Origin of the sequence: Burkholderia sp. MSMB1498 (assembly GCF_001526245.1) — a bacterium.
Classification (GTDB): domain Bacteria; phylum Pseudomonadota; class Gammaproteobacteria; order Burkholderiales; family Burkholderiaceae; genus Burkholderia; species Burkholderia savannae.
The window spans coordinates 28361-51776 of the sequence record NZ_LOYJ01000070.1; the positions used below are offsets into that span (position 1 = coordinate 28361).

Consider the following 23416-nt stretch of genomic DNA (forward strand, 5'->3'; position numbering starts at 1 on the left):
ATGCCGCGCCTGCGTTCAGAACCCCCTGCTGCACCCGATCGAGTTGTCCGTGCCGCTCGCGCACACGACGCCCGGCACGGGTTTTTCGATCGCGATGTCCGGACGGCTCGGCATCCCGGACGGCACAGCCTGGCTCGGCCATCGGCCGCGCCCGTCGTATCGCGAATCGCGCAATCGCTGCGCGGCCCGATCTTCCTCCGCGAGCCGCTGGCGGCGCTCGGCCGCACCGAGCTCGTCGGCGAAGCCGGCTGCGCCCGCACCGTTTTCCCGCGTCGCTTCGAACGAACGCGACGCGCCCTTCGCCTCGCCGAACACCGACGTCACGGGCGATCCGTAGCTACGTGCATCGGCCATCGAGCGGCCGATCTCCTTCGCGGTGAACGTGTGCGACGACACGGCGGCCGCATCGAGCGGATGCGGTCCGTTCGCCCAGCTCGTCGCCGCCTGAACGACGATCAGTGATGCAAACGGCCATTTGAGCGGGAGCGACAACCTATTCATACGCTGACAACGACATCGGCAACAAAGGGCGCCACTATATCAGCCGATGCGCCGAGCACCGCGAATGTCCCTGCGCGCGCTGCGCGAGCGTAAAGATGTCGGAAACCGAAACGTCTTTCGGGTCCCGCGCGAGCAAACGGGCTGCCGCGCGGATGCGGCGTCGATCTCGCGGATCGCGCGGATCTCGTCAATCTCGTCAATCTCGTCAATCTCGCCGATCTCGCCGATCTCGCCGGGTCGCCGGGTCGCCGGGACGATTGAGCGCGCGCGCCCGATGTGATTCCATTCGGATGCGGGCGACCGCACGCGCTCACCCGTCGAACACGACAACACTTCACTTCCGAGGACACAACAGATGGAGACGATCGCCGTAATCGGCAGCAACATGGTCGACCTCGTGACCTACGTCACGCGGATGCCGGCCGACGAAGAAACGCTCGAAGCGCCGAACTTCGAGCTCGGCTGCGGCGGCAAGGGCGCGAACCAGGCGGTCGCCGCGTCGAAGCTGGGCGCGCGCGTCGTGATGGTGTCGAAGGTCGGCGACGACCTGTTCGCCGACAACACGCTGCGCAACTTCGAGCGCGTCGGCATCGACACCGAGCACGTGCGCCGCGTGCCCGGCGTGTCGAGCGGCGTCGCGCCGATCTTCGTGAGCCCCGATTCACGCAACCGCATCCTGATCGTCAAGGGCGCGAACCGGCATCTGAAGCCGGCCGACATCGACGCGGCCGCCGCGAAGATCGAGGCGAGCCGCCTCGTCGTGCTGCAACTCGAGATCGACATCGATACGGTTTACTACGCGATCGACTTCGCCGCCGCGCGCGGCATCCCGGTGCTGCTCAATCCCGCGCCGGGCGCGCCCGGCCTCGACTTCGCGCGGCTCGCGAAGCTCGAGTTCCTCGTGCCGAACGAAACCGAGCTCGCGCTCGTGTCGGGCATGCCGACCGACTCTCCCGACGCGATCGAGCGCGCGGCGGAATCGCTCGTCGAGCGCGGGCTGAAGAACGTGATCGTCACGCTCGGCGACAAAGGCTCGCTCCTCGTGTCGCGCACGGGCGTCGTGCGCGTGCCGCCCGTTGCCGCCGACGCGCGCGACACGACGGGCGCGGGCGACGCATACATCGGCTGCTTCGCGCGCCACTACGTCGCGACGGGCGACGCGCCCTCCGCGATGCGGCTCGCGTCCGCGTACGCCGCGCATTCGGTGACGGGCCTCGGCACGCAGAAGTCCTACGCGGACGCGGCGACGTTCGAGCGCTTCCTGCAGACGATCGGCTTCGACGCCTGACGGACCGCGGGCGGCGCGGGCGGCGCGGGTGGCGCGGGTGGCGCGCGGCCCGTCAGCCGACGAGCGTCTTCCGATAGAGCGCGAGCATCGCGTCCGCGTCGACGCCGACGCACACGTCGCGCGGCGGCCGGCCGTCCCAGTCCGGCGCGGGCACGGTCATCGTCGACGGCTTCTGGATCGTCTCGCCGGCCGCGATGCCGCTCGTCAGCACGCGCACGGGGCCCGTGCGCGTCTTGTACAGCTGCGGCGCGACCACGTACGCAACCGCCGACGAATCGTGCACGTAGATGCCCGCGAGCCCCGCGCTCGCGCGATGAAACGCCTCGTAATGGCGCGACACGTCCCAGACGAAGCGGCCCGCGTCGCCCGCGTCGTCGCGCAGCGCGGCGAGATAGTCGGTCGTCATGATCGTGGCCTGCGTAACGTCGAGCCCGACGACCGCGAGCGGCCACGACGCCGACATCACGATGTCCGCCGCGTCCGGATCGCCCGCGATGTTCGCCTCGGCGGCGGGCGACACGTTGCCGAGCACGCCCGCGGTGCCGAACGCACCGCCCATGATGACGACCTGCTTGACGAGCGTCGCGACCTCGGGGGCCTCGGCAAGCACGTGCGCGAGATTCGTCAGCGGGCCGACCGCGAGTAGCGTGACTTCGTGCGGATGCGCGCGCACCGTGTCGATGATGAAGCGATGCGCGGGCCGCGCGTCGAGGTTCGGCGCGCGCGCGACGTCCACGGGCTGGCTGAGGCCCGTGTTGCCGAGGCCGTCGTCGCCGTGGATGCCGCCGAGCGGCTCGGGCGCGGGCCGCCGCAGCGGCGCGGCCGCGCCGCGCGCGACGGGCACGCCGGGCGCGAAGCGGCCCGCGAGATAGAGCGCGTTGCGGGTCGTCGTGTCGATCGTCGCATTGCCGAACACGCTCGTCACGCCGAGCAGTTCGATGTCCGGATGAAGCACCTGGAACACGAGCGCCATCGAATCGTCGACGCCCGGGTCCGTATCGTAGATGATCTTGTGCAGGCTCATGGGTATCTCGTCGTGGGCGCGACAGGAAACCGCCGCGCGATGGTGGGAAGCGTCGAATGATACCCGTGCTGTCGTCTTGGACGCGCGAATACAACGAATTAACAACCCCGCAAATCATTGTGTTGGGGCAACACTGATTTGATCGCTCGCAGCCCCGCAAACCCTTGTCGGGTCGTGCTCAGTAGCGTGAATCTGGTCTTTAATCAGCGTTTCCTTGGGGCTTTTTGCGGCGCGCCGGCTTTGCGCTGCGCCGCGCGCCGCCCGCGATCGCTCGGCGCATCGGCGATGCGAGCGACGTCGTGCGTGATCCGGAGCGTGGAATCGGCGAGGCGTTCGGAAGCGCTCCGAGGCACGTCTTTTGCCTGCGGGTCCGGCCGGATGCGGCGGGAAAGCGAATCGCCCGAATCGCCTCGACTCGACTCGCCGTATCGAGCCGTATCGAGCCGTATCGAGCCGTATCGAGCCGTGTCGAGCCGTGTCGAGCCGTATCGAGCCGTATCGAGCGGTGTCGAATCCCGTTCAGGTTCGGTCGCGCATTCGTCCGCCGAGCGAATCGCGCCGCTTCATGCGATCGCATGCGCGGGCGTCGCGCGCGCCGATCGAACCGGCGCACCTCACGCACCTCACGCACGCTCAGACGCACACTCTCGCTCCGGCCGCGGCAGGCCGAGATGGTCGCGCAACGTCGTTCCTTCGTATTCGGTGCGAAAGAGGCCGCGCCGCTGCAGGATCGGCACCACGCCGTCGACGAAATCCTGCAGGCCGCCCGGCAGCACGTCCGGCATCAGGTTGAAGCCGTCGGCCGCGCCGGCTTCGAACCAGTGCGCGATGTCGTCGGCGATCTGCTCGGGCGTGCCGACGATCACCCGGTGCCCCCCGCCGCCCGCCATCTCGCGCAACAGCTCGCGCACCGTGTAGCGATGCCGCCGCGCGCTCGCGAGCGTCGCGTGAAAGAACGTGTGGTTGCCATTGCCGCCGTCGGGCAGCGCGAGATCGTCCGGCAGCGGCGCATCGGGCGCGAGCCGCTCGACCGGCACGCCGAGCGTGCCCGCGAGCCGGTTCAGCCCGTAGCGCAGCGGGATCAGGTCGACGAGCGCGTCGCGGCGGCGCAGCGCGTCGGCCTCGGTCGCGCCGATGATCGTCGTCAAGCCCGGCAGCACCTTCACGTCGCCGCGACCGAGCCCGGCGGCGGCCGCCTTCAGCTCGCGCGCGTAGCCGAGCGCCTCGTCGAACGATTGCGATGCGCAGAACACCGCCTCCGCGTGCCGCGCGGCGAACGCGCGCCCGTCGGCCGAGCCGCCCGCCTGCACGAGCACCGGATGCCCTTGCGGCGGACGCGGCAGATTCAGCGGCCCCCGCACGCGGAAATGCGCGCCGCGATGCGCGATCGGCCGCACCTTGGCCGTATCAACGAAAACGCCGCGCGCCTTGTCGGCGACGAGCGCGTCGTCGTCCCAGCTGTCCCACAGCGCCTTCACGATTTCGACGAACTCGGCCGCGCGCGCATAGCGCTGCGCATGATCGGGCACCGCGTCGAGGCCGAAGTTGCGCGCGGAGCCGGGATCGGCCGTCGTCACGATGTTCCAGCCGGCGCGCCCGGCGCTCGCGTGATCGAGCGACGCGAAGCGGCGCGCGAGATTGAACGGCTCGTTGTAGCTCGTCGACGCCGTGCCGATGAGGCCGATGCGCGTCGTCGCGCCGGCGATCGTCGCGAGCAGGATCGTCGGCTCGAGCGCGGTGATCGGACGGAAGTCGATCTGATCGACGATCGACGCGTTGTCCGCGAGAAACACCGCGTCGAACTTAGCGGCTTCGGCAATCCGCGCGACGCGCACGTAGTGCGCGACGTCGACGAACGCGCGCGGATCGGCGTCGTCCACCCGCCATGCGGACGGCACGAAGCCCGAATGCAGGATGTTGACGTTCAGATGCAGCTGGCGGCGCGACGGCTGTTTGAGGATCGGCGTCATCGATGAAGTCGGGCGGCGGCGAATCGGCGATGCGGCGGCGGCATGCCCGGGCCGATGCCGCGCCGGGCCGCGGGCAAGGCGACCGAGGCCGCGTCGGCATCCGGCCGCCGGGCCGCTCAGTGCAGTTTCGGAAAACCGTGCCGCTCGGCGAGCAGCTCCAGGATGCGGCGCGAATCGGTGACGAAGCGCTTGTCGCCGAGCGCGAGCGCGTCGTCGGGCGGCGGCGCGTCGTCGCCCAGCACGAGCACGGGCAGGCCCTGATGCTCGGCGTCGAGCGCGGCGATCGCCGCCTCGCGCGGCCGCGCGAACGGCAGCCGGCGAATGTCGAGGCCCGCCTGCCTCGACGGATCGCTCGCGAGCAGCCCTTCGATCGGCACGCTGCCGGGACAGACGAAACGCTCGCCCGGGTGTTGGGGATCGGCGAATCCGGGTTCCAGCAGGAGCAACAGATCTCGGCTCATCGGCGGTCGGCCTCGCTCGCGAGGCATGTCGTTGGGAATGCCGGCGATTCTGTGCCGATCGGATGCGCGTCGCCACGAATTTATCCGCAAATCGTTATGCGCGGCGGCGCTAAGCGGGCGGCGGCGATGTCGCCGGTGCGCCGGCACCTCGTGCGGCGCAACAAGAGGCCGCACGACGCGCGGCGGCGCGCCTTGCTGCATCGCAATGTGACTCAACGCGGCGCGGCGTGCCGGGATGCGTCGCGCCGCGCGGCGATGCGGCGATGCACAACGCATCCGGCGCACGCGGATCTCCGCGCTCCGCCGGCTTCGCGTTTCCCCTCACCCCCAACCGCCCGCCCGCGCCCGGCTTGTCTTATCGCGTCGCCCGGCACGCCTCAATCAATACATTGAACAATGACTCAGTTGACAACGATCAAATCGCGGCGTAGCGTTCATTCCATAACGATCGTTATTTAAAGAGCCGCCGCATTGCGTCGAACGGAACGCGGACGGCTCGACCGCTCGCGTCCGCCCGTGATCGCTCAATCGATGCGGACGCGCCGCTGATTCGCAAAACATGGAGAGACCCGATGTCAGCCATAATCCGCCGTGACGTTCGCTTCGCCCTCCCGCCCGATCGCATCGGCGATTGGCACGTGAACGGCGTGGCCAACACGCACTACTTCAACGCGCTGTCGCTGATGTTTCCCGCGGGAGAGCGCTTTTTCATCGATTCGGTTCGTCATTACCGGGATCGCATTCAGGACCCCGAACTGCTGGAGCAAGTCCGGGGTTTCATCGGACAGGAGGCGATGCACAGCCGCGAGCACGTCGAGTTCAACGACGTCGCCGAGGCGGCCGGCTATCCCGCGCATCGGCTCGACCGCGGCTTCTGGAAGTTCACGCAGTTGATGTGGAAGATGTTGCCGCCTCCGCTGCGGCTCGCGCAGACGATCGCGTTCGAGCACTACACGGCGATCATGACCGACATGCTGCTCAGCAACTTCGAGCACTTCCACGACTCGGCCGACGCGTACGCGAACATGTGGCTCTGGCATTCGATGGAAGAGACCGAGCACAAGGCGGTCGCGTTCGACGTGTGGAACGCGGTGATGAAGCCGGGCCCGACGCGCTATCTGATGCGCGTCGGCTCGATGCTGATGACGAGCGCCGTGTTCTGGGGAACGAATTTCTATTTCCACATCGCGTTCATGAACGCGCACCGGCGAATGCACGGCAAGGTCACCGGTAAGTGGGCGTTCGCACGGTTCTTCGTGAAAGGCCTCATCCGTCTGACGCCGAGTACGCTCGCGTACTTCAAGCCCGGCTTCCACCCGTGGCAACACGACAATCGCAGGCACTTCGCGCAACTCGACCGGCTGCTCGAGAACATCGACGCAAGCAACGCGCGATACGCGGCGAATGCCGCGCCGCGACGCATTCCGCTGCATCCGATGACGGCACAAGCAAGCTGAACGCCGCGCGCATCGCCGATGCGTCGCGCATCGGCGATCGGCCCGCGCCTTTTGCAAGCGCGAGCGCTTCGACCGTGCGTTGGCGCGCTCGCGTCGATCAATCTCACACGGACGGTGCATTTCATGCCTTCGACTTCGACCCGGCAGCACGACCGGCCGCAAGCCTCCCCATGGCTCTCGCTGATCACGCGCCTGCTCGGCGCGGCCTTCGTTCTGTTCTTCGGCGCGGCGATCGTTACGATCCTGCTCGGCATCGACCATCAGATCGCGGGCGATCCGATCGGCCTTCTGGTGATGCGCCTCGTGCGCTGGGGCGGCGTGCACGGCGGCGGCGAGCACTACGAACTGATGATCTCCACCGTCTATGTCGTGTGGGGCATTTTCCTGTGGGAAGCCGCGAACGATCCGTTCGAGCACCGGCTGTTTCTCGACTTCACGGTCGTCGCGAATGCCGCCCACTTCGGCCTGATGTTCGTGCAAGGCCTGATGATGCCGGGCGAGCTCATCCATCTCGTCGGCGACGTCGCGCTCGGCTGGTTCGCGCTCGCCCTCTTCGCCGCCACGTGGATTCCCGCGCGGAGCAAGGCGGCGAAGCGGCAGATTGCGAAGGTCGGTCGTTAGCGGTTTGCGGTTTGCGGTTTGCGGTTTGCGGTTTGCGGTTTGCGGTTTGCGGTTTGCGGTTTGTCGTTTGTCGTTTGTCGTTGCCGGCTTGTGATTTGCGGCTCGTGCACGCGTACGAACGATTACGGGAACTCCGCCGTGTGCGCTTCCATCGCATCGCATCATGCCGTGCGCATCATGCCGTGCGCATCATGCCGTGCGCATCATGCCGTGCGCATCATGCCGTGCGCATCATGCCGTGCGCGCCGTCGCGAGACGCGACGGCGCGCCGATGCGCATCGCGTCAACCGGCACCGCGTCGATCGCCGCGCGACGCTCGTCGCGCGGCGACGTCGAACGGCGCACGCCGTCGCGCGAACCCGCTCGGCCGCATAAGCATCGCATGAATCGTTTGTTGTCCGGGCGGGCTCGCTCCGTTTAACGTCTTTTTTTGCGCCCACATCCCGCCAGGACCTTCGATGGCCATCTCCACGCCCGATTTCACGCTGCGGCGCGCCGCGACGCCCGCCGCCCGGCAGCACGCCGACACGCACGAACGCGCGACCGCCGACGCCGCCCTCCTGTTCGACGACGATCCGCTGATCCGCCGCTTCGCGCCGGTGTTCGATCGGATCGCGCAGGGCGCGGTCGCGCGCGATCAGCATCGCGACCTGCCGTACGAGCCCGTCGAATGGCTGCGCGACGCGGGCTTCACGAAGCTGCGCGTGCCGAGCGCCGCGGGCGGCGACGGCATCGGCCTCGCGCCGTTCTTCGCGTTGATCGCGCGGCTCGGCGAAGCCGATTCGAATCTGCCGCAGATCCTGCGCGTGCACGGCGGCTTCGTCGAGATGCTGCACGAGAGCCCCGAAGCCACGCTGCGCGAGCGCTGGTTCGCACGCATCGCACGCGGAACGATCGTCGGCGGCGCGACGGCCGAGCGGAGCGCCGTGACGAGCAACACGGTGCGGCTGTCGCGCGAAAACGGCAGGCTCGTGCTCGACGGCGAGAAGTACTACACGACGGGCACGCTGTATGCGGACTGGATCGACGTGACCGCGAACGATGGCGACACGGACCTGCGCGTGCTCGTGCCGGCCGACACGCCCGGCGTCGAGCGCATCGACGATTGGGACGGCTTCGGCCAGCGGCTGACGGGCAGCGGCACGACGCGCTTCACGCGCGTCGAAGTCGAGCCCGACAACATCTATCGCCGCTTCGACGCATCGGCGCCGCGCACCAACAGTCTGCTGACCGCGTATTTCCAGACGCTGCACCTAGCGAATCTCGCGGGCATCTCGCGCGCGGTGCTGCGCGACGCGGTAGCGTTCACGCGCGAGCGCACGCGCACGTTCGGCGTGCCGGGCGAATCGAGCCCGCGTCACGATCCGCTCGTGCAGCGCGTGATCGGGCGGCTCGCGAGCCTCGCCTATTCGACTCAGAGCATCGTCGCGGCGATCGCGCGCACGCTCGACGACGTCAGCGCCGCGCGCGCGAACGGCAATGCGACCGACGACGCGTACGTGCGCGTCGACATCCAGGCGTTCCAGGCGCAGCAAATCGTGCTCGCGCAGACGCTCGAGGCCGCGACGCTGCTGTTCGAAGTGGGCGGCGCATCGGCGACGAGCGAGACACGCCGCTTCGACCGCCACTGGCGCAACGCGCGCGTGCTCGCCTCACATAATCCCGCGGCCGCCCGCGAAGCGGTGATCGGCAATTACTATCTGAACGGCGTCGGACACAACGAGCGCTTCGGGGTCGCACGGACGGACGCCGCGCGTTGACGCCCGCGCCGTCGCGCCGCGTCGCATGGCGCGAGCGCGGCGGCCGACATGACAATGGATATCGGTTCGGCGCGCTTCGATCGTTTCAAACAAGACGAACGACGACGATCGAACGCGCGCCGTGTTGATGAAGATACCCGGCCGCGCAGCGCGTCCGGCGATCGAAACCTGCCGCGACGCCGCACGGGCGGCGCATTCAAACGCACATTGCGCGCGATTCGGCGATCGCGTGAGCCGACGATCACAAGAACGTACGACTCGCGAACGCACGAACGCAGACGAGCCACGACGAACCAGCCGCAGCGAATGCCGCGCAACCGGATCGCCCGCGACCCTCGCCGCGTGCGATCGCAGCAAGCACGCTAATCGATCAGGAACGGATCGCGGTCCTGCCCCGCGATCCACGCCGGGGCTCGGCCGCGTCCCGTCCACGTCGCGCCCGTCTCCGGATCGCGATAGCGCGGCTTCGGCAGCAAGTCCTCTTTCTTTGGCCGGCCGAGACGAGGCGGGAACAGGTCCTTTTGCGTGAGGCCGTACTCGTCGATCTTTCTACGCAACTCGACGAGCACATCGGGCAGTTCTACCGCGCGCGCGGTCTTCGCCTGATGCTTCAAATCATCCAATTGGGCAAGCAATTCCTTGTATGTTGCCATTACCATTTCCCCGTATGATTCCACTGCCTCTTTTCGACCGACAATCGAATACCATGTTGTTATGTTGAATAGTGCCGAAGTCAGTTTTCAGCTATCATAGCCCAATTAGGCCAAGGTGGACTATTTGGTTTCAGCAGGGAGCATTCGCCCATGCTCCCTTCCATTCATCACCCTCGTTATGTCGTTCTGCGCACGCATCTGCGCGCGTTGAGAAGAGCGGCGGGCCTCACCCAGACGCAATTGGCCGAGCGCCTGAGCATCGACCAGTCCTATCTCTCCAAGATCGAACGCGGGGAACGCTATGTCGATATTCTCCTTTATCTCGATTGGTGTCGTCATTGCGGCGTCGAGCCGAACCTCGCGGTATCCGAATTAATCGACGCCGGCGTCTGAATGAAGGGGGCGGCTTCAGCGCGCCATTTGAAGCGATTTGAATCCCGCGCGGCGTTCGTCGCTTCGTTTGTCGGTGCGCTCGTTCGCATATCTTCCATCTTCCGTCGCATCGCGTATCGCACCCATGAGTCGCGCGGGTTCGCAGCATGCATGGCGCGCGAAGTGAGTCGCACGCGGATGTTCTTGCGTCGTTTTCGTCGCGTTCCCATTGCGGCCGGCCGGCATGGCATGCGCCGCCGCGCGCGGAATCGCGCACCAAATCGCTCGCACGCCAGTGCATGCCGCATCGCACCTCACGCGGCGAAATCGAAAGCGCCCGCAATACGCGAAACGCGCCCCCATCCGAAGCGGAAAATGAAATTCCAATGGAACCGGCACGTGCCGACGTGACGCGCCGCCACACGCGCTCACGTGCGCACCGGCCCGCCGAATCGACGACGAACGCCCCGCCGCGATCGACGGCAGGCGCACGCAGCCTCTCGTCGTCCGCCGTCGGCCAGCGCCTTGCAGCGCTCAACCGTCCGTCGGCGACGTCATCTGAGCGCGCCGTCCCGCCTGGCTCACGTAGTAGTACACGGTCAGCGCGACGATCCACAGCGGCCCGATCACGAGCGCGACGCGCGTGTCGGGCGAGAACGCCATCAGCACGACGACGAATGCGAGAAACGCAAGCGCGACGAACGACGACGCCGGATAGAGCGGCACGCGCAGCGGCAGCCGCGCAAGGCGCTCCGCCGGCACGCGGCGGCGAAAGCGCAGTTGCGCGATCAGGATCACGCACCACGTCCAGATCGCGCCGAACGTCGACACCGACGTGAGCCACACGAACACCTTCTGCGGCGCATAGTAATTGAGCGCGACGCCGACGAACAGCAGCGCCACCGAAATCAGCACGCCCTGCACCGGCACGCCGCGCCGGTTCACCGACGCGAGCCGCTCGGGCGCCTGCCCCTGCTCGGCGAGATTGAACAGCATCCGCGCGGTGCTGAAGATTCCGCTGTTGCACGACGACAGCGCGGCCGTCAACACGACGAAGTTGATGATGCCGGCCGCGGCCGGGATGCCGAGCCGCGAGAACGTCATGACGAACGGGCTGCCCTGCGTGCCGATCTGGTTCCACGGATAGATCGACATGATCACGAACAGCGCGCCGACGTAGAAGATCACGACGCGCCAGAACACCGAATTCACGGCCTTCGCGAGCGACTTCTCCGGATTGCGCGCCTCGCCCGCCGTCAGCCCGAGCATCTCGACGCCGAGATACGCGAACATCACGATCGGCAGCGCGTCGACGACGCCCGACCAGCCGTTCGGCATGAAGCCGCCGTGCGCCCACAGGTTCGAAATGCCGGTCGGCACGCCGCCGTTGCCCACGCCCGCGACGATCATCAGGCCGCCGCCCGCGATCATCAGCACGATCGTCACGATCTTGATCAGCGCGAACCAGAACTCGAATTCGCCGTACAGCTTCACCGCGATGAAGTTCACCGCGCCCATCACGATCAGCGCGGCGAAGGTCCAGATCCAGTTCGGCACGCCGGGAAACCACATGTGCATGTAGACGCCGACCGCCGTGATTTCGGCCATGCACGTGACGATCCACATGAACCAGTAGGTCCAGCCCGTCAGATAGCCGGCGAGCGGCCCGATGTAGTCCTGCGCGTAGCGGCTGAACGCGCCCGCGACCGGATTGTCGATCGCCATCTCGCCGAGCGCGCGCATGATGAGAAAGATCGCGATGCCGCCGAGGACGTAGGTCAGCAGGATCGCCGGGCCGGCCGCGCGGATCGCGGAGGCGGAGCCGAGAAAGAGCCCGACGCCGATCGTCGCGCCGAGCGCCATCAGGTTGATGTGCCGCTCCTCCAGGCCGCGGTGCAGCCGTTCGTCTTGTGAAGTCACCGATGTCTCCTGGCGGCGCGCGAGTGTGCCGCTGTCATGTTCGTGTCGAGGAAAGACCGTTGCGTGCGCCGCCGCGGGCCGCTGCGCGAAGACGGCGCGACGCGCCGGCTCCGATGAACGCGCACGCGATCCGTGATCGCATCGGCGTCGAAGCCGAATCGCGCCGACGATCGCAACGATGCGGCTCGGCGGTGCGAATCGCTCGCGTATCACGTATCGCTACACGCGCCGGAAGCTGCTTCGGGTCGCGTCGAAGCAATGCGCCGCCGCCGCGCCGCACGCGCATCGACGAACGCGCGTGTCGCACGCGCGCGTTCGCTTTGCTTGAAGCGGGCAATCGACGACGATCGGACAAGCGACGCAAGACGCGCCGACGCCCGGATCGACATTGCACGCCCGGCCGAAATGCAGCGGTAATTATATGAAGAATACGGCGCTCGCCGCCAGCCGTTTGTGCCGCGTGCGAGCGGCAAGGCGGCCATGCGCACGCTGCGCTGCGCGCATGGCCGAGGATGCGGCCGATGCCGCGGCAGACTTGCGGTGCGGCGGCGGCTTGCGGTGCGGCGGCGCACGGCGGCCGGCGCTTGGCGGCCGGCGCTTGGCGGGCCCGCCCCGCCATGTGCGCCATGCGCCGCGCCGCGCCCCGCGCGCGCCGCCGACGCGCGTCGCAAGCGCAATGTGCGCCGGCAGCCCGACCGAGGCCCCGCGCTATTCGCCGCGTCGCCGCCGCAGGCCGCTTGCCGCTCGGCTCACGCGGCCGCCGGCCAGAACACGAGCGCGCGCACCTCGATGCTCCGGCGCGGCGCGGCGGTCGCGGGCGTCGTCGGATCGTCGAACGCGGTGTGCGCGGTGAGGCGCGCGCGCCCGTCGTCGAGCGAATCGTAGATCTTCAGCAGCAGCACCTCGTCGGCGCGCAGCCGCGGAAAGTAGAGCCAGCGATGCGCGGGATTCGCGAGAACCGAATACGTCTCGCCGACCTTGTCGCGATAGACGAGATCGCTCGGCACGAGATCGTCCGGCGCGATCGTGCGCGCGTCGCATAGCGCGAGCGGCAGCCGTTCGACGACGTCGAGCGGACGCCACACGTTGACGATCGCGAAGCGGTGCCGCAAGCGCGCCTCGGCTTCGTCCGCGGGCAGATGATCGCGCACGCGGCGCGGCGCCGATACGAACGTCTGATCGTTGTGCACGCGCCGCACCGGCTCGCGCAGCGCGGCCGTCGCGCGCGAGCCTTGCGCGCTGTCGCGCAGCGTGTGATCGAAGATGACGACCTTCTCGGCGCCCGTCGCCGCGCGCAGGAGCGCGTCGACTTCAGCGTAGTAGCGCGAGCGGATCGCCGCGTCGTCGGCAAAATCCGCGAGCGCGCTGCGATGCGCGACGAGCTCGAAGCCGCTCGCATCGAGCCCGAGCGCGCCCGCCGCCGCGAGCGGCCGCGCGTCGCGAATCTTCACGCGCCGCGGCGCGAGCTCGCCCGTCGCCCACGGCGTGCCGGGCGGCGGCTCGAACGTGTACGCCACCGGGCGCGCGACGCCCTTCGCCAGATAGTTGACTTCCGCTTCGATCTCGCCGCCTTCCTGCACAAGCGGCCGCTGTTCGATGACTGTGCTCATCGCGACTACTCCTCGTCAGAACGCTTCGTTGTACGGACGCAGATCGAGCTCCTGCGTCCACGCACTGCGATGCTGCACGTGCAGTTGCCAGTAACTCTCGGCGATCGCGTCGGGCGACAGCAGCCCGTCGGCGCCCGCTTGCGCGGCGCGCTCGGGCGCGGCGCTGCGCAAGCGCTCGCCATCGATGCCGCCGTCGATCACCGCATGCGCGACGTGAATGCCGCGCGGCCCGAACTCGCGCGCGAGCGTCTGCGCGAGCGAGCGCAGGCCGGCCTTCGCCGACGCGAACGCGGCGAACGGCGGGCGGCCGCGCAACGACGCCGTCGCGCCCGTGAACAGCAGGCTGCGGGGCGTGTCGTTGTTTGCGTCGAGCAACTGTGCAAGCGCGACCTTCGCGAACAGGAAACCGCCGATCACGTTCGTGCGCCACGCGTTCTCGAACTGCGCGACGCTCAGTTCGAGCGTCGGCGCGCGCACGGCGTTGCCCGCGTTGAACACCCCCGCCCGCAGCGTGCCGAGCGTGCGCACTTCGACGGCGAGCCGCTCGACGTCGGACTCGCTCGCGATGTCGCCGCTCGCGACGTGCGCGACGCCGCCTTGCGCGCGGATCTCGTCGGCGACGGCCGCGACGCGCTCGTGCGTGCGCCCCGTCAGCACGACCGCGAAGCCCTCGCGCGCGAAGCGCCGGCCGACGGCCGCGCCGAGCCCGGCGCTCGCGCCGACGCCCGCGATCCACGCGAGCGGAATGGAAGTGGATGACACCGTATCGATCGTCATATCGGCGAACCCTATATCGTCTGTCGCGCGTGCGAAACGAAGAAAACGAGATATGTTTATCTGGACGGTTGCGAACGCGCTCGTTGATGGAGCGTTGAGCATAGAGCGTTTTTAAAACCCTGTCGGCCGCGCAGTTTTGCGGGTGCTTTACCGGGGTTTCGCAGCAGTTTCGCAGGGGTTTTGCAGGGGCTTTGCGAATGATCGGCGACCGGGAAGGCGATCGGACGGCGGCGCACGATCGGCGGGAAGAGCGAGCGCGGCGCTCGGCATGTTCGTCGATCGCTGCGCGCCGGCGCGCAGCGTTTCCGATCGCCGTGCGCGGATGGTCGGTCGCGTCCGGCGACGAACGCGTTCGTGATGCGCGATGGCGATGCGCGACGCAGCGTTGACGCCGCGCGATCAGGCAGGCGCTTCGTGCGGCAACGTGTGCGCGATCGGCGCAATCGACATGCGGCACGCTCACGCTCCGCACGCCCCCATGCTCGAGCCCATCGCTCGTCACATCGTCGCCATCGTCATCCTTGTCGCTCTCGTCGTCGCCCTTGTCGTCGCTCTCGTCGTCGCCGCCGACGCTACCGCTGCGTTCGATTTCGCCTTCGCCCTCGTCTTCGCCGCCTCGATCTCCGTCAACGCCGATCGATCCGGCGCGTCACCGAACATCGAACGGCCGCCGTCACTCCGCGTATTGCGCCCGCCGCCGAACGAAGCCGCACATCGCGAGCGCGACGGCCGCGAGCGCCGCGCCCGTGAAGAACGTCGTCGGTGCGCCGTGGCGCTCCCACAGCCAGCCGGCGAGCGCGCTCGCCGCCAGCATCGCGATCCCGCCCGCGAGATTGAACACGCCGAACGCGGTGCCGCGCAGGTCCGGCGGCGCGGTTTCCGCGACGAGCGCCGCCAGCATCCCCTGCGTAAAGCCCATGTGCAATCCCCACACGGCGACGCCTGCGAACAGCGCCGTCAGCGACGCGCTCGCGCCGAGCACCAGATCGGCCGCGACCAAGAGCAGCATGCCGGCCGCGAGCGGCGCGCGCGCGCCGAACCGGTCCGACACGATGCCGACGGGGTACGCGGACGCCGCGTACGCGACGCTCATCACCACCATCACGGCCGGAATCCACGCAACGTCGAGGCCCGCCTGCTGCGCGCGCAGCACGAGAAACGCTTCGCTGAAGCGCGCGAGCGTGAACGCGGTGCCGATCAGCACGACGAACCAGTAGCGCCCCGAAAACGCGCGCAGCGCGCGCCAATGCAGCGGCGAGCGGAACGCCCGCGCGGCGGCGGGCGCGGGCGCCGGCTCGTCGACGCCGAACACGATCAGCGCGACCGCGAGAAACGCCGGCACGACCGCGAACCACAGCACGACGCGAATGTGACCGGCGAACGCGAGCATCAGCGCGATCGCGAGCAGCGGCCCGGCGAACGCGCCGACGGTATCCATCGACTGGCGCAGCCCGAAGCACGCGCCGCGGATCTCGGGCGGCGCGATGTCGGCGACGAGCGCGTCGCGCGGCGCGCCGCGGATGCCCTTGCCCACGCGATCGAGGAGCCGCGCGGCGGCCACCGTCGCCGGGCCGCCCGCAAGCGGGAACAGCGGCTTCGTCAGCGCGGCGAGCCCGTAGCCGAGCAGAAGCAGCGCCTTGCGCCGGCCGAGCCAGTCGCTCAGCGCGCCCGAGAAGATCTTGACGATCATCGCGCTCGCCTCGGCCGCGCCTTCGAGCACGCCGAGCGCCGCGACGCTCATCCCCATCGTCGTCACCAGATAGATCGGCAGCAGCGCATGAATCAGCTCGGACGACACGTCCATGCACAAGCTGACGAAGCCGAGCGCCCAGACGGTGCGCGGAATCGGCGGACGAGCGGAGGAAGCGGGACGCGCGGGCATGGGCGGGTTCGTGATCGGTCGTCGAAATGGAATGCGCGCGAAGCGTCGAAGCGATCCGGCCGGACGATGAAACGGCGCGGCGGCGGCGCGCCGGGCCGCCGCGCTCGCCGCGCGGCTAGTCCGTCACGCCTGCGCGCATCGGAAAACCGCCGTCGCCCGGCACGACAGGCGGCGCGACGTAGCGCGCCGCGTCGAAATCCGCGGGCAGCGGCTCGACCGGATAGCCGAGCTTCTCCCATGCGTCGAGGCCGCCCTTCAGCGCGAGCGCGTGGCGGATCTGCTTGCGCTGCAGCTGGCTCACGATGCGCTTGGCGGTTGCCTCGTTCGGGCACACGCAGTAGACGACGATCGCACGCGTCGTCAGGTCCGGATGCAACGGATCGGGCGAATCGAGATCGAGCGGATACGCACCCGCGATCCGGTACGCCTCCTTCTCGCGCACCGCGCGCGGCCGCGCGTCGAACACGACGGGCGGCGCGGCCGATTTCAGCATCGCGTCGAGCTGCTGCGGGCTGATGCGGATCTTCGCGAGCCAGCGGCGAAAGCGCACGCGCATCGCCCAGCGGTACAGCAGGAACGTGACGAAGATCGCCGCGAACGCGTCGAACAGCGTGCCGCCGCTCGCGCTCACCCACTGCATCAGCCGCACGATCTCGTCGTGCAGCGCCGCGCCGCCGAAGAGCCACACGCTCGCCCACAGCGACGCGCCCGCGACGTCCCAGAGCAGGAACACCCACACGGCGACGGCCGTCGTGCCGAGCAGCGGCGCGGACACGAGCCCGAGGCCCGGCAGGAATTTCGCGAGCACGAGCAGCGGCGCGCCGTGCTTTTCGAACACCTTGCGCGCGACGCGCAGCGTCGCGTCGAGCGACAGGGAGAAACGCACGAGCGCGTTGAGGAGCCGCCGGCCGCGCGCGCGCCCGGCGAAGAACCACATCGAATCGGCGAGCACCGTCGCGGCGACCGCCGCGCAGAGCATGCTCGCATAGGACGCCTGCCCCATCGCCGCCATCGTGCCGCCGATGATCAGCATCGGCACGGCAGGAACGGGCATGCCGAGTTGCGTGACGAGCACGCTGGCGAACACGGCCCACGGACCGAGCGACGCGGGAATAGCCTGGGGAAAATGCCACACGGGCGCACCTCGAACGCGACGAATGCCGAGCCGGGTGGCGTCGGCGCGCGCGGACCGCCGCGGCGCCGGCCGCGAAGCGAGCGCGGCGTGAATCGGCATCCCGCATTCTAAACGCGTTTCGTGACCCGTTCGCGCGGACGAGCGCGCCCCCGCCCGGCTTCGGAAAACCGGGCGGATCGCGACGGCCGTCGAAGGCGGCGGCGTCCGCGGCGCGCAAGGCCCGCGCGCCGCCCAGCCGCCAGCCTATTCGGACACGTCGATGATGACCTTCAGCGCGCGCGTGTTCGCCGCGTGGCCGAACGTCTCGTACGCCTGTTCGATGTCGGCGAGCGGAAAACGGTGCGTGATCAGTTGCTTCGGATCGAGCCGCCCCGCGCCGACGGTCTTCAGCAGCATCGGCGTGCTCGAGGTGTCGACGAGCCGGGTCGTGATCGTGATGTTGCGGTCCCAGAGCGTCTCGAGATGCAGGTCCGCCTTCACGCCGTGCACGCCGACGTTCGCGATCACGCCGCCCGGCGCGATGATCTGCTGACACAGCTCGAACGACGCGGGAATGCCGACCGCCTCGATCGCGCAATCGACGCCGTCGCCCGTCAACGCCTTCACCTCGGCGATCGCGTCGACCTGGCCGTTGTCGATGCACGCGGTCGCGCCGAAGCGCTTCGCGACCGCGAGCCGGTTCGGGTCGGGATCGATCATCACGATCTGCGCGGGCGAGTAGAACTGCGCGGTCAAGAGCGCCGCGAGCCCGATCGGCCCCGCGCCGACGATCGCGACCGTGCCGCCCGGCTGCACGCGGCCGTTCAGCACGCCGCATTCGAAGCCGGTCGGCAGGATGTCGGACAGCATCACGAGCGCTTCCTCGTCGGCGCCCGGCGCAATCCGGTACAGGCTCGTCTGCGCGTGCGGAATCCGCACGTATTCGGCCTGCGTGCCGTCGATCCGGTTGCCGAGAATCCAGCCGCCCGTCGTGCAGTGCGAATACATCCCGCGCCGGCAGTATTCGCACTGCCCGCACGACGAGATGCACGAGATCAGCACGCGGTCGCCCTCCTTCAGCGTGTTGACCGCAGCGCCCACGCGATGCACGACGCCGACGCCCTCGTGGCCGAGAATGCGCCCCGGCTCGCAGCTCAGCACGTCGCCTTTCAGGATGTGCAAATCGGTGCCGCAGATCGTCGTGCGCGTGACGCGCACGATGACGTCCGTCGGCGCCGCCAACTCCGGCATCGGGCGCTCGTCCAGCGACTTGCCGCCGGGCCCGTGGTACACCAGCGCTTTCATGTCGTCTTCTCCGCTCGCGGGGCGTGGGATGCCCCTCGCGCCTCACTCTAGGCGCTTGCCGCGCACGCCGGTTGACGCGCATCAAGCGGCGCGGCCCGCCCGCGTGCGGCGCCCGCGCGCAGCGCCCGGGCGCGGGCGGGCGGCCGGACGGGCTTTGATCTGAGTCAAGCGCCCCGCCCGCGCGCTTCATAGACTGGGGGCATACGCACAGACGGCGCCAGGCGCGCCGGTACCAAGGAGAACGAGCGATGAGCTACAAGAGCATCCTGGTCCATCTCGACACGAGCGACCGCGCGCGCACGCGGCTCGAAACCGCGCTGACGCTCGCGCGTCAGTTCGGCGCCCACCTGACGGCGATCTTCGCGATCTACACGCCCGAGCCCACGTCGTTCTACGTGATGGCGGGCACGGCCGACTACTTCGCCGACCAGGAGAAGCGGCGCGGCGAGAAGCGCGCGGCGCTCGAGCGCCTGTTCCATGCGGAACTCACGCGCGCGAACGTGCAGGGCCAGTGGATCGTCGCCGACGCGCGCGCGAACGACGCGGTGCCGCACTACGCACGCTACGCGGATCTCGTGATCGCCGGCCAGACCGATCCGGACGATCCGGAAACCTACGTCGACGACAGCTTCCCCGATACCCTCGTGCTGTCGGCGGGCCGCCCGGTGCTGCTGCTGCCGTACGCGGGCATGCCGTCCGCGATCGGCACGCGCGTGCTCGCCGCGTGGGACGGCAGCCGCGAGGCGACGCGCGCCGTCCACGACGCCGCGCCGTTCCTCGCGCTCGCGACGAAGACGACGATCGTCACCGTCAACGGCGCCGCGCAGGAGCCGCCCGGTGCGCGGATTCCGGGCGCCGACATCGCGCTCACGCTCGCACGGCATCACGCGAACATCGACGTGCGCGATCTCGAACGCTCGCGCGACTCGTCGATCGGCGACGTGCTGCTGTCGCACGCGTACGAATCGGGCTCGGATCTGCTCGTGATGGGCGCATACGGCCACGCGCGCTGGAAGGAGCTGATTCTCGGCGGCGTGACGCGCACGATCCTGGCGTCGATGACGGTGCCGGTCCTGATGTCGCACTGAGCGGCGCAAGGCGCGCGTTCGCAGCCGCCCGAAGAGGCGCGCGGACGCAAGGCCGCGCGGGCGCATCGCGCGGCCCGCAGTTCGCGCTGGGTAATGGCCGTTCCGGCGCGCGATGTGCGACCGGAAACGGCCGAAAACGAAACGGGTGTTGGGAGACAGACATGTATTCGATCATTCTTGTCGCGCTCGACGGCAGCGAGACGGCATCGCACGCGCTCGACGCGGCGCTGCAGCTCGCGGTCGACACGAACGCGCGGCTCGTGCCCGTCTACGTCGTCGACATGCCGGTGTTCGCGTTCGACACGCCGGGCTACGACCCGTCGATCCTCATCGACGCGTTCCGCGAGGAAGGCCGGCGCGTGCTCGACGACGCGCAGGGCCGGATGACGCGGCGCGGCGTCGCCGGCGCGCCGCGGCTCGTCGAGGTCGAGCCGCCGGGCGAGGACGTCGCCGAGCGCCTCGAGCGCGCGGCGCGCGAGATCGGCGCGAGCCTGATCGTGATGGGCACGCACGGCCGGCGCGGCGTCCGGCGGCTGATGCTCGGCAGCGTCGCCGAGCGATTGCTGCGGCACGCCCGCTGCCCCGTGCTGATGATTCCGGCCCGCAGCGCGCCGGCCGACGACGCGAACGCCATTCATCCGACGGAGGCCGTGAGATGAAATTCAAGACTTTGCTCGTCCATGTCGACGACAGCCGCCAGAGCGACGCGCGCGCCGAGTTCGCGCTCGACCTCGCGCGGCGCTGGGACGCCCACGTGATCGGCCTGTACGTCGTGAGCCAGGATCTGATGCGGCCGCTCTTTCGCAGCGACGAAAGCCTGCGGCTCGCGGCGAACGAGGCGCAGCACGCCGCGCGGCGCGACGCCGCGCAGGCGCGCTTCACCGCCGCGGGCGCGCGCGCGGGCGTCGGCTTCGAATGGCGCGCGCCGGCCGGCCCGCCCACCGACGTCGCGACGCTGCATGCGCGCCACGCGGACCTCGTGGTGCTCGGCCAGCCCGATCCCGGCGACGACGCGGCGCACATCGAGCCGCATTTCGTCGACGACGTCGTGATGAGCTGCGGGGTGCCCGCGATCGTGCTGCCGTTCACGGGCGCGATGCGCACGTTCGGCGAGAACGTGCTGGTCGGATGGGACGGCAGCCGCGAAGCCGCGCGCGCGGTCACCGATGCGCTGCCGCTCCTCAAACGCGCGCGATTCGTGACGGTGGAGAGCGTGCTGCGGCGCCGCAAGACGGGCGCGAATCTCGCGCCCGCCGGCATCGACGTCGCGGCGTACCTCGGACGGCACGGCATCCAGGCGTCGTTCTCGGCGTCGGCGCACGTGCCGGGCGTCGAAACGGGCGCGGCACTGCTCAACCGCGCCGCCGACCTGCATGCGGACCTGCTCGTGACGGGCGCATACGGCCACACGCGCACACACGAGCGCGTGCTGGGCGGCGTGACCCGGACGATGCTCGAATCGATGACGGTGCCGGTGCTGCTGTCGCACTGACGCCGCGCCGTCACGGCGCCGGCGAGCGGCATGGTCGCCGGCGCCCCTGCGTCACGCCGGGCCGGGAGCCCGGCGCCTGAGTTCGCCGATCCGGCGCCGGCCGATATGCGCGAAAAGGCTCGATTTCCGGCCCCGTTTCCGGTTGCCGTTCGTTGCCGTTCGTTGCCGTTCGTTCGTTGCCGTTCGTTCGTTGCCGTTCGTGCGCGGCGGGCGTTGCATAGGTTGCACATCGCATCGCCCGCGCGACTTTCGTCATACGCCGAAGCCGACGATTCGCACGGCCGCCGCGCTCGGCGAATCAGCGGCTTCGCGACCGCGCGCCTTCGCTCGCCGCGCACGCCGTTTCCGCGGCGCACCATCCCAATGCGGCCGATCGCGTCGCGGCGATCCGCGTCACGACGCGAGTTCGTCGTGGCGACGCAGCAGCACCGGCCGGTCCGCCATCCGGAGCAGCGATTCCGCCACGCTGCCGAGCAGCAGCCTGCGTATCCCGTGGCGCCCGCTCGTGCCCATCACGATCAGGTCGGCATCGGATTCGGCGGCCGTGCGCATCAGCACCGCCGCGACATCCTCGCCATACGAATCGATCGCTCGCACCGAGCCCTCGACATGCTGCTCCGCGAGCCGCCCCTTCGCGTCGGCGAGCACGCGGGTCGCGATGTCGGCCGCCGAGTTGTCGTCCCCCTGCGGCTCGACGTACGCGGCGTTGACGTCGACGAGCTGCGGCTTGTGCTCGACGACGCAAACCGCCGTCACCGTCGCGCCGAACGTCTTGGCGATCTTGATCGCTTCGTCGAGCGCGACGCTCGCGCTGCGGCTGCCGTCGAGCGCCGCGAAGATTTTTTTGTACATGGTCGACACCTCCGGAAAACCTCACTCGAATCGCGTGCGAGCACGCCCTGCCGAGAGTCTCGCGCGCCGCGAGCAGGCCACCGTTGACGAGGATCAAGCGCGCGCTCGGGCACGCGCATGCGCCGGCACATTGCGCGCCGCGCATGCGGCGCTGCCGCATGCGCGGCACGCATTGCGTCAATCCCATTAGCCAAAAGCAATCAAATCGAGCACAATTTCGTCTCAATATTGATGAAATGAGGCTGCGGCACTCTTGCGACTGCGTCCGAGCGTTCGGGACGCCGCGTCGCTGCCCGCCTCGACCGGGGAGGATCTTGACGACCGCTCATACGACGGTTCGAAACGAACGCGCGCACGCCGCGCCCGGCGCCGGTTCGCCCGCGCGGGCACGCGCCGCCGCATTCGCGGCTGCCGACGCCGGCACGCCTGGCGCCGGCCGGGCCACGCGCGCGCCGGCCCGCACGCGCGGCGCGCGGCCGCGCGTGCGCACGACGCCTCGCGCCATCGAAACCGCCGTCCGCCGGCCGCCTTCCCCGATGCAATCGATTCGACAGGAAGATTTCCACCCATGATCAAGGTTCTGATTGCCGACGACCACGCGCTCGTGCGCGACGGCTTGCGCCACATCCTGCAGAACGCATCCGGCTTCGAGGTCGCGGGCGAAGCGTTCGACAGCGCGACGACGATCGCGCTCGTCCGCTCGACGCCCGCGCAGGTGCTCGTGCTCGATCTGTCGATGCCGGGACGCAACGGCGTGGAGCTCATCAAGCAGATCAAGGAAGAAAAGCCCGCGCTGCGCATCCTCGTGCTGACGATGCATGCGGAGCAGCAGTACGCGGTGCGCGCGTTCCGCGCGGGAGCGTCCGGCTATCTGACGAAGGAAAGCGCGAGCTCGGAGCTCGTCGGCGCGGTGACGAAGGTCGCATCTGGCGGCGTCTACGTGAGCCTCGCGATGGCCGAGCGCTTCGCGCAAAGCCTGAACGAGCCGGCGGAAACGCTGCCGCACCACCGCCTCTCGGACCGCGAATTCGATGTGTTCCGCCGGATCGCGTCGGGGCAGACGCTCACGCAGATCGCCGACGAGCTGTGCGTGAGCGCGAAGACGGTCAGCACGTACAAGACGCGGATTCTCGAGAAGATGCAGATGCCGCACGAAGCGGCGCTCGTGCGCTACGCGCTGCGGCACAAGCTGATCGACGACCCGGACGAGGATTGACGGCCGCCGCCCGGGCCGGCGCGCGGCGTCGATGCGGCGCTCCCACGCGCGAC

General features: G+C 69.2%; 23 protein-coding genes. 10 read left to right on the forward strand and 13 right to left on the reverse strand.

Annotated features, from left to right (window positions below):
• Positions 1 to 15: 15 nt before the first annotated feature.
• A complete protein-coding gene (locus tag WS91_RS15365; RefSeq protein ID WP_059670547.1) occupies positions 16 to 501 on the reverse strand; it encodes a hypothetical protein in 486 nt (161 codons plus the stop codon).
• 39 nt (positions 502 to 540) lie between these two features.
• Entirely contained in the window at positions 541 to 888 is a 348-nt protein-coding gene (locus WS91_RS15370) for a hypothetical protein (RefSeq protein WP_156432375.1), read from the reverse strand.
• Here WS91_RS15370 and rbsK point away from each other — a divergent pair.
• Positions 857 to 1789 carry a ribokinase gene (gene rbsK, locus WS91_RS15375; RefSeq protein WP_059670549.1) on the forward strand — a complete coding sequence of 311 codons (933 nt, stop codon included), beginning with the start codon at positions 857 to 859 and terminating at the stop codon, positions 1787 to 1789. The two genes, WS91_RS15370 and rbsK, sit on opposite strands and share 32 nt — an antisense overlap.
• Before the next feature lie 52 nt (positions 1790 to 1841).
• Here the strand turns inward: rbsK and WS91_RS15380 are convergent, their stop codons facing one another.
• The 3 genes from WS91_RS15380 to WS91_RS15390 form a co-directional block, all read right to left on the reverse strand.
• On the reverse strand, positions 1842 to 2813 hold the full coding sequence (locus WS91_RS15380; RefSeq protein WP_059581712.1) for a nucleoside hydrolase: 972 nt from the start codon (positions 2811 to 2813) through the stop codon (positions 1842 to 1844).
• Positions 2814 to 3436: 623 nt separating this feature from the next.
• A complete protein-coding gene (locus tag WS91_RS15385; protein ID WP_059670550.1) occupies positions 3437 to 4783 on the reverse strand; it encodes an LLM class flavin-dependent oxidoreductase in 1347 nt (448 codons plus the stop codon).
• Positions 4784 to 4899: 116 nt separating this feature from the next.
• Positions 4900 to 5244: a DUF3088 domain-containing protein gene (locus tag WS91_RS15390; RefSeq protein ID WP_059581720.1), complete on the reverse strand. Its 345-nt coding sequence runs from the start codon at positions 5242 to 5244 to the stop codon at positions 4900 to 4902.
• Positions 5245 to 5816: 572 nt separating this feature from the next.
• On the opposite strand from WS91_RS15390, the gene WS91_RS15395 reads away from it, so the two are divergent.
• The 4 genes from WS91_RS15395 to WS91_RS35910 all read left to right on the forward strand — a co-directional run bounded on the left by WS91_RS15395 (position 5817) and on the right by WS91_RS35910 (position 9448).
• Positions 5817 to 6701, forward strand: a complete 885-nt coding sequence (locus WS91_RS15395) for a metal-dependent hydrolase (protein ID WP_059581725.1) — start codon at positions 5817 to 5819, stop codon at positions 6699 to 6701.
• Between the two features lie 123 nt (positions 6702 to 6824).
• Positions 6825 to 7322, forward strand: a complete 498-nt coding sequence (locus WS91_RS15400; protein WP_059581845.1) for a DUF6632 domain-containing protein — start codon at positions 6825 to 6827, stop codon at positions 7320 to 7322.
• A 458-nt stretch (positions 7323 to 7780) separates the two neighbouring features.
• The gene (locus WS91_RS15405; protein WP_059581730.1) at positions 7781 to 9082 is read left to right on the forward strand and encodes an acyl-CoA dehydrogenase family protein; all 1302 of its coding nucleotides are present in this window, start codon (positions 7781 to 7783) and stop codon (positions 9080 to 9082) included.
• Between the two features lie 48 nt (positions 9083 to 9130).
• The gene (locus WS91_RS35910) at positions 9131 to 9448 is read left to right on the forward strand and encodes a hypothetical protein (RefSeq protein WP_156432376.1); all 318 of its coding nucleotides are present in this window, start codon (positions 9131 to 9133) and stop codon (positions 9446 to 9448) included.
• Here WS91_RS35910 and WS91_RS15410 read toward each other — a convergent pair.
• Positions 9445 to 9735, reverse strand: a complete 291-nt coding sequence (locus WS91_RS15410) for an H-NS histone family protein (RefSeq protein ID WP_060819919.1) — start codon at positions 9733 to 9735, stop codon at positions 9445 to 9447. The genes WS91_RS35910 and WS91_RS15410 overlap by 4 nt on opposite strands.
• 150 nt (positions 9736 to 9885) lie before the next feature.
• Between WS91_RS15410 and WS91_RS15415 the strand changes: the two genes are divergently transcribed.
• The gene (locus WS91_RS15415) at positions 9886 to 10128 is read left to right on the forward strand and encodes a helix-turn-helix domain-containing protein (protein WP_038743998.1); all 243 of its coding nucleotides are present in this window, start codon (positions 9886 to 9888) and stop codon (positions 10126 to 10128) included.
• 513 nt (positions 10129 to 10641) lie between these two features.
• Here the strand turns inward: WS91_RS15415 and WS91_RS15425 are convergent.
• From WS91_RS15425 to WS91_RS15460, 6 genes are all read right to left on the reverse strand, one after another.
• The gene (locus tag WS91_RS15425) at positions 10642 to 12027 is read right to left on the reverse strand and encodes an amino acid permease (protein WP_038744173.1); all 1386 of its coding nucleotides are present in this window, start codon (positions 12025 to 12027) and stop codon (positions 10642 to 10644) included.
• Positions 12028 to 12776: 749 nt separating this feature from the next.
• Positions 12777 to 13637, reverse strand: a complete 861-nt coding sequence (locus WS91_RS15435) for a CmcJ/NvfI family oxidoreductase (protein WP_059581738.1) — start codon at positions 13635 to 13637, stop codon at positions 12777 to 12779.
• 15 nt (positions 13638 to 13652) lie between these two features.
• Positions 13653 to 14414 carry an SDR family NAD(P)-dependent oxidoreductase gene (locus WS91_RS15440; protein WP_059581743.1) on the reverse strand — a complete coding sequence of 254 codons (762 nt, stop codon included), beginning with the start codon at positions 14412 to 14414 and terminating at the stop codon, positions 13653 to 13655.
• A gap of 673 nt (positions 14415 to 15087) precedes the next feature.
• Complete coding sequence (locus WS91_RS15450) at positions 15088 to 16296, reverse strand: MFS transporter (protein ID WP_038743986.1); 1209 nt, start codon at positions 16294 to 16296, stop codon at positions 15088 to 15090.
• A gap of 115 nt (positions 16297 to 16411) precedes the next feature.
• The gene (locus WS91_RS15455) at positions 16412 to 17431 is read right to left on the reverse strand and encodes a VTT domain-containing protein (RefSeq protein WP_059646827.1); all 1020 of its coding nucleotides are present in this window, start codon (positions 17429 to 17431) and stop codon (positions 16412 to 16414) included.
• 243 nt (positions 17432 to 17674) lie between these two features.
• Positions 17675 to 18715 carry a zinc-dependent alcohol dehydrogenase family protein gene (locus WS91_RS15460; protein ID WP_059670552.1) on the reverse strand — a complete coding sequence of 347 codons (1041 nt, stop codon included), beginning with the start codon at positions 18713 to 18715 and terminating at the stop codon, positions 17675 to 17677.
• Positions 18716 to 18963: 248 nt separating this feature from the next.
• On the opposite strand from WS91_RS15460, the gene WS91_RS15465 reads away from it, so the two are divergent.
• The 3 genes from WS91_RS15465 (at position 18964) to WS91_RS15475 (ending at position 21295) form a co-directional block, all read left to right on the forward strand.
• Positions 18964 to 19803, forward strand: a complete 840-nt coding sequence (locus WS91_RS15465; protein ID WP_059581746.1) for a universal stress protein — start codon at positions 18964 to 18966, stop codon at positions 19801 to 19803.
• A gap of 161 nt (positions 19804 to 19964) precedes the next feature.
• Positions 19965 to 20462: a universal stress protein gene (locus WS91_RS15470; protein WP_038743980.1), complete on the forward strand. Its 498-nt coding sequence runs from the start codon at positions 19965 to 19967 to the stop codon at positions 20460 to 20462.
• A complete protein-coding gene (locus WS91_RS15475; protein ID WP_059670553.1) occupies positions 20459 to 21295 on the forward strand; it encodes a universal stress protein in 837 nt (278 codons plus the stop codon). Before WS91_RS15470 ends, WS91_RS15475 begins: the two co-directional genes overlap by 4 nt.
• Positions 21296 to 21688: 393 nt before the next feature.
• On the opposite strand, the gene WS91_RS15480 is transcribed toward WS91_RS15475, so the two are convergent.
• Positions 21689 to 22147, reverse strand: a complete 459-nt coding sequence (locus WS91_RS15480) for a universal stress protein (RefSeq protein WP_059581755.1) — start codon at positions 22145 to 22147, stop codon at positions 21689 to 21691.
• A gap of 568 nt (positions 22148 to 22715) precedes the next feature.
• Here WS91_RS15480 and WS91_RS15490 point away from each other — a divergent pair.
• Complete coding sequence (locus WS91_RS15490) at positions 22716 to 23363, forward strand: response regulator (protein ID WP_038743971.1); 648 nt, start codon at positions 22716 to 22718, stop codon at positions 23361 to 23363.
• Positions 23364 to 23416: the final 53 nt, after the last annotated feature.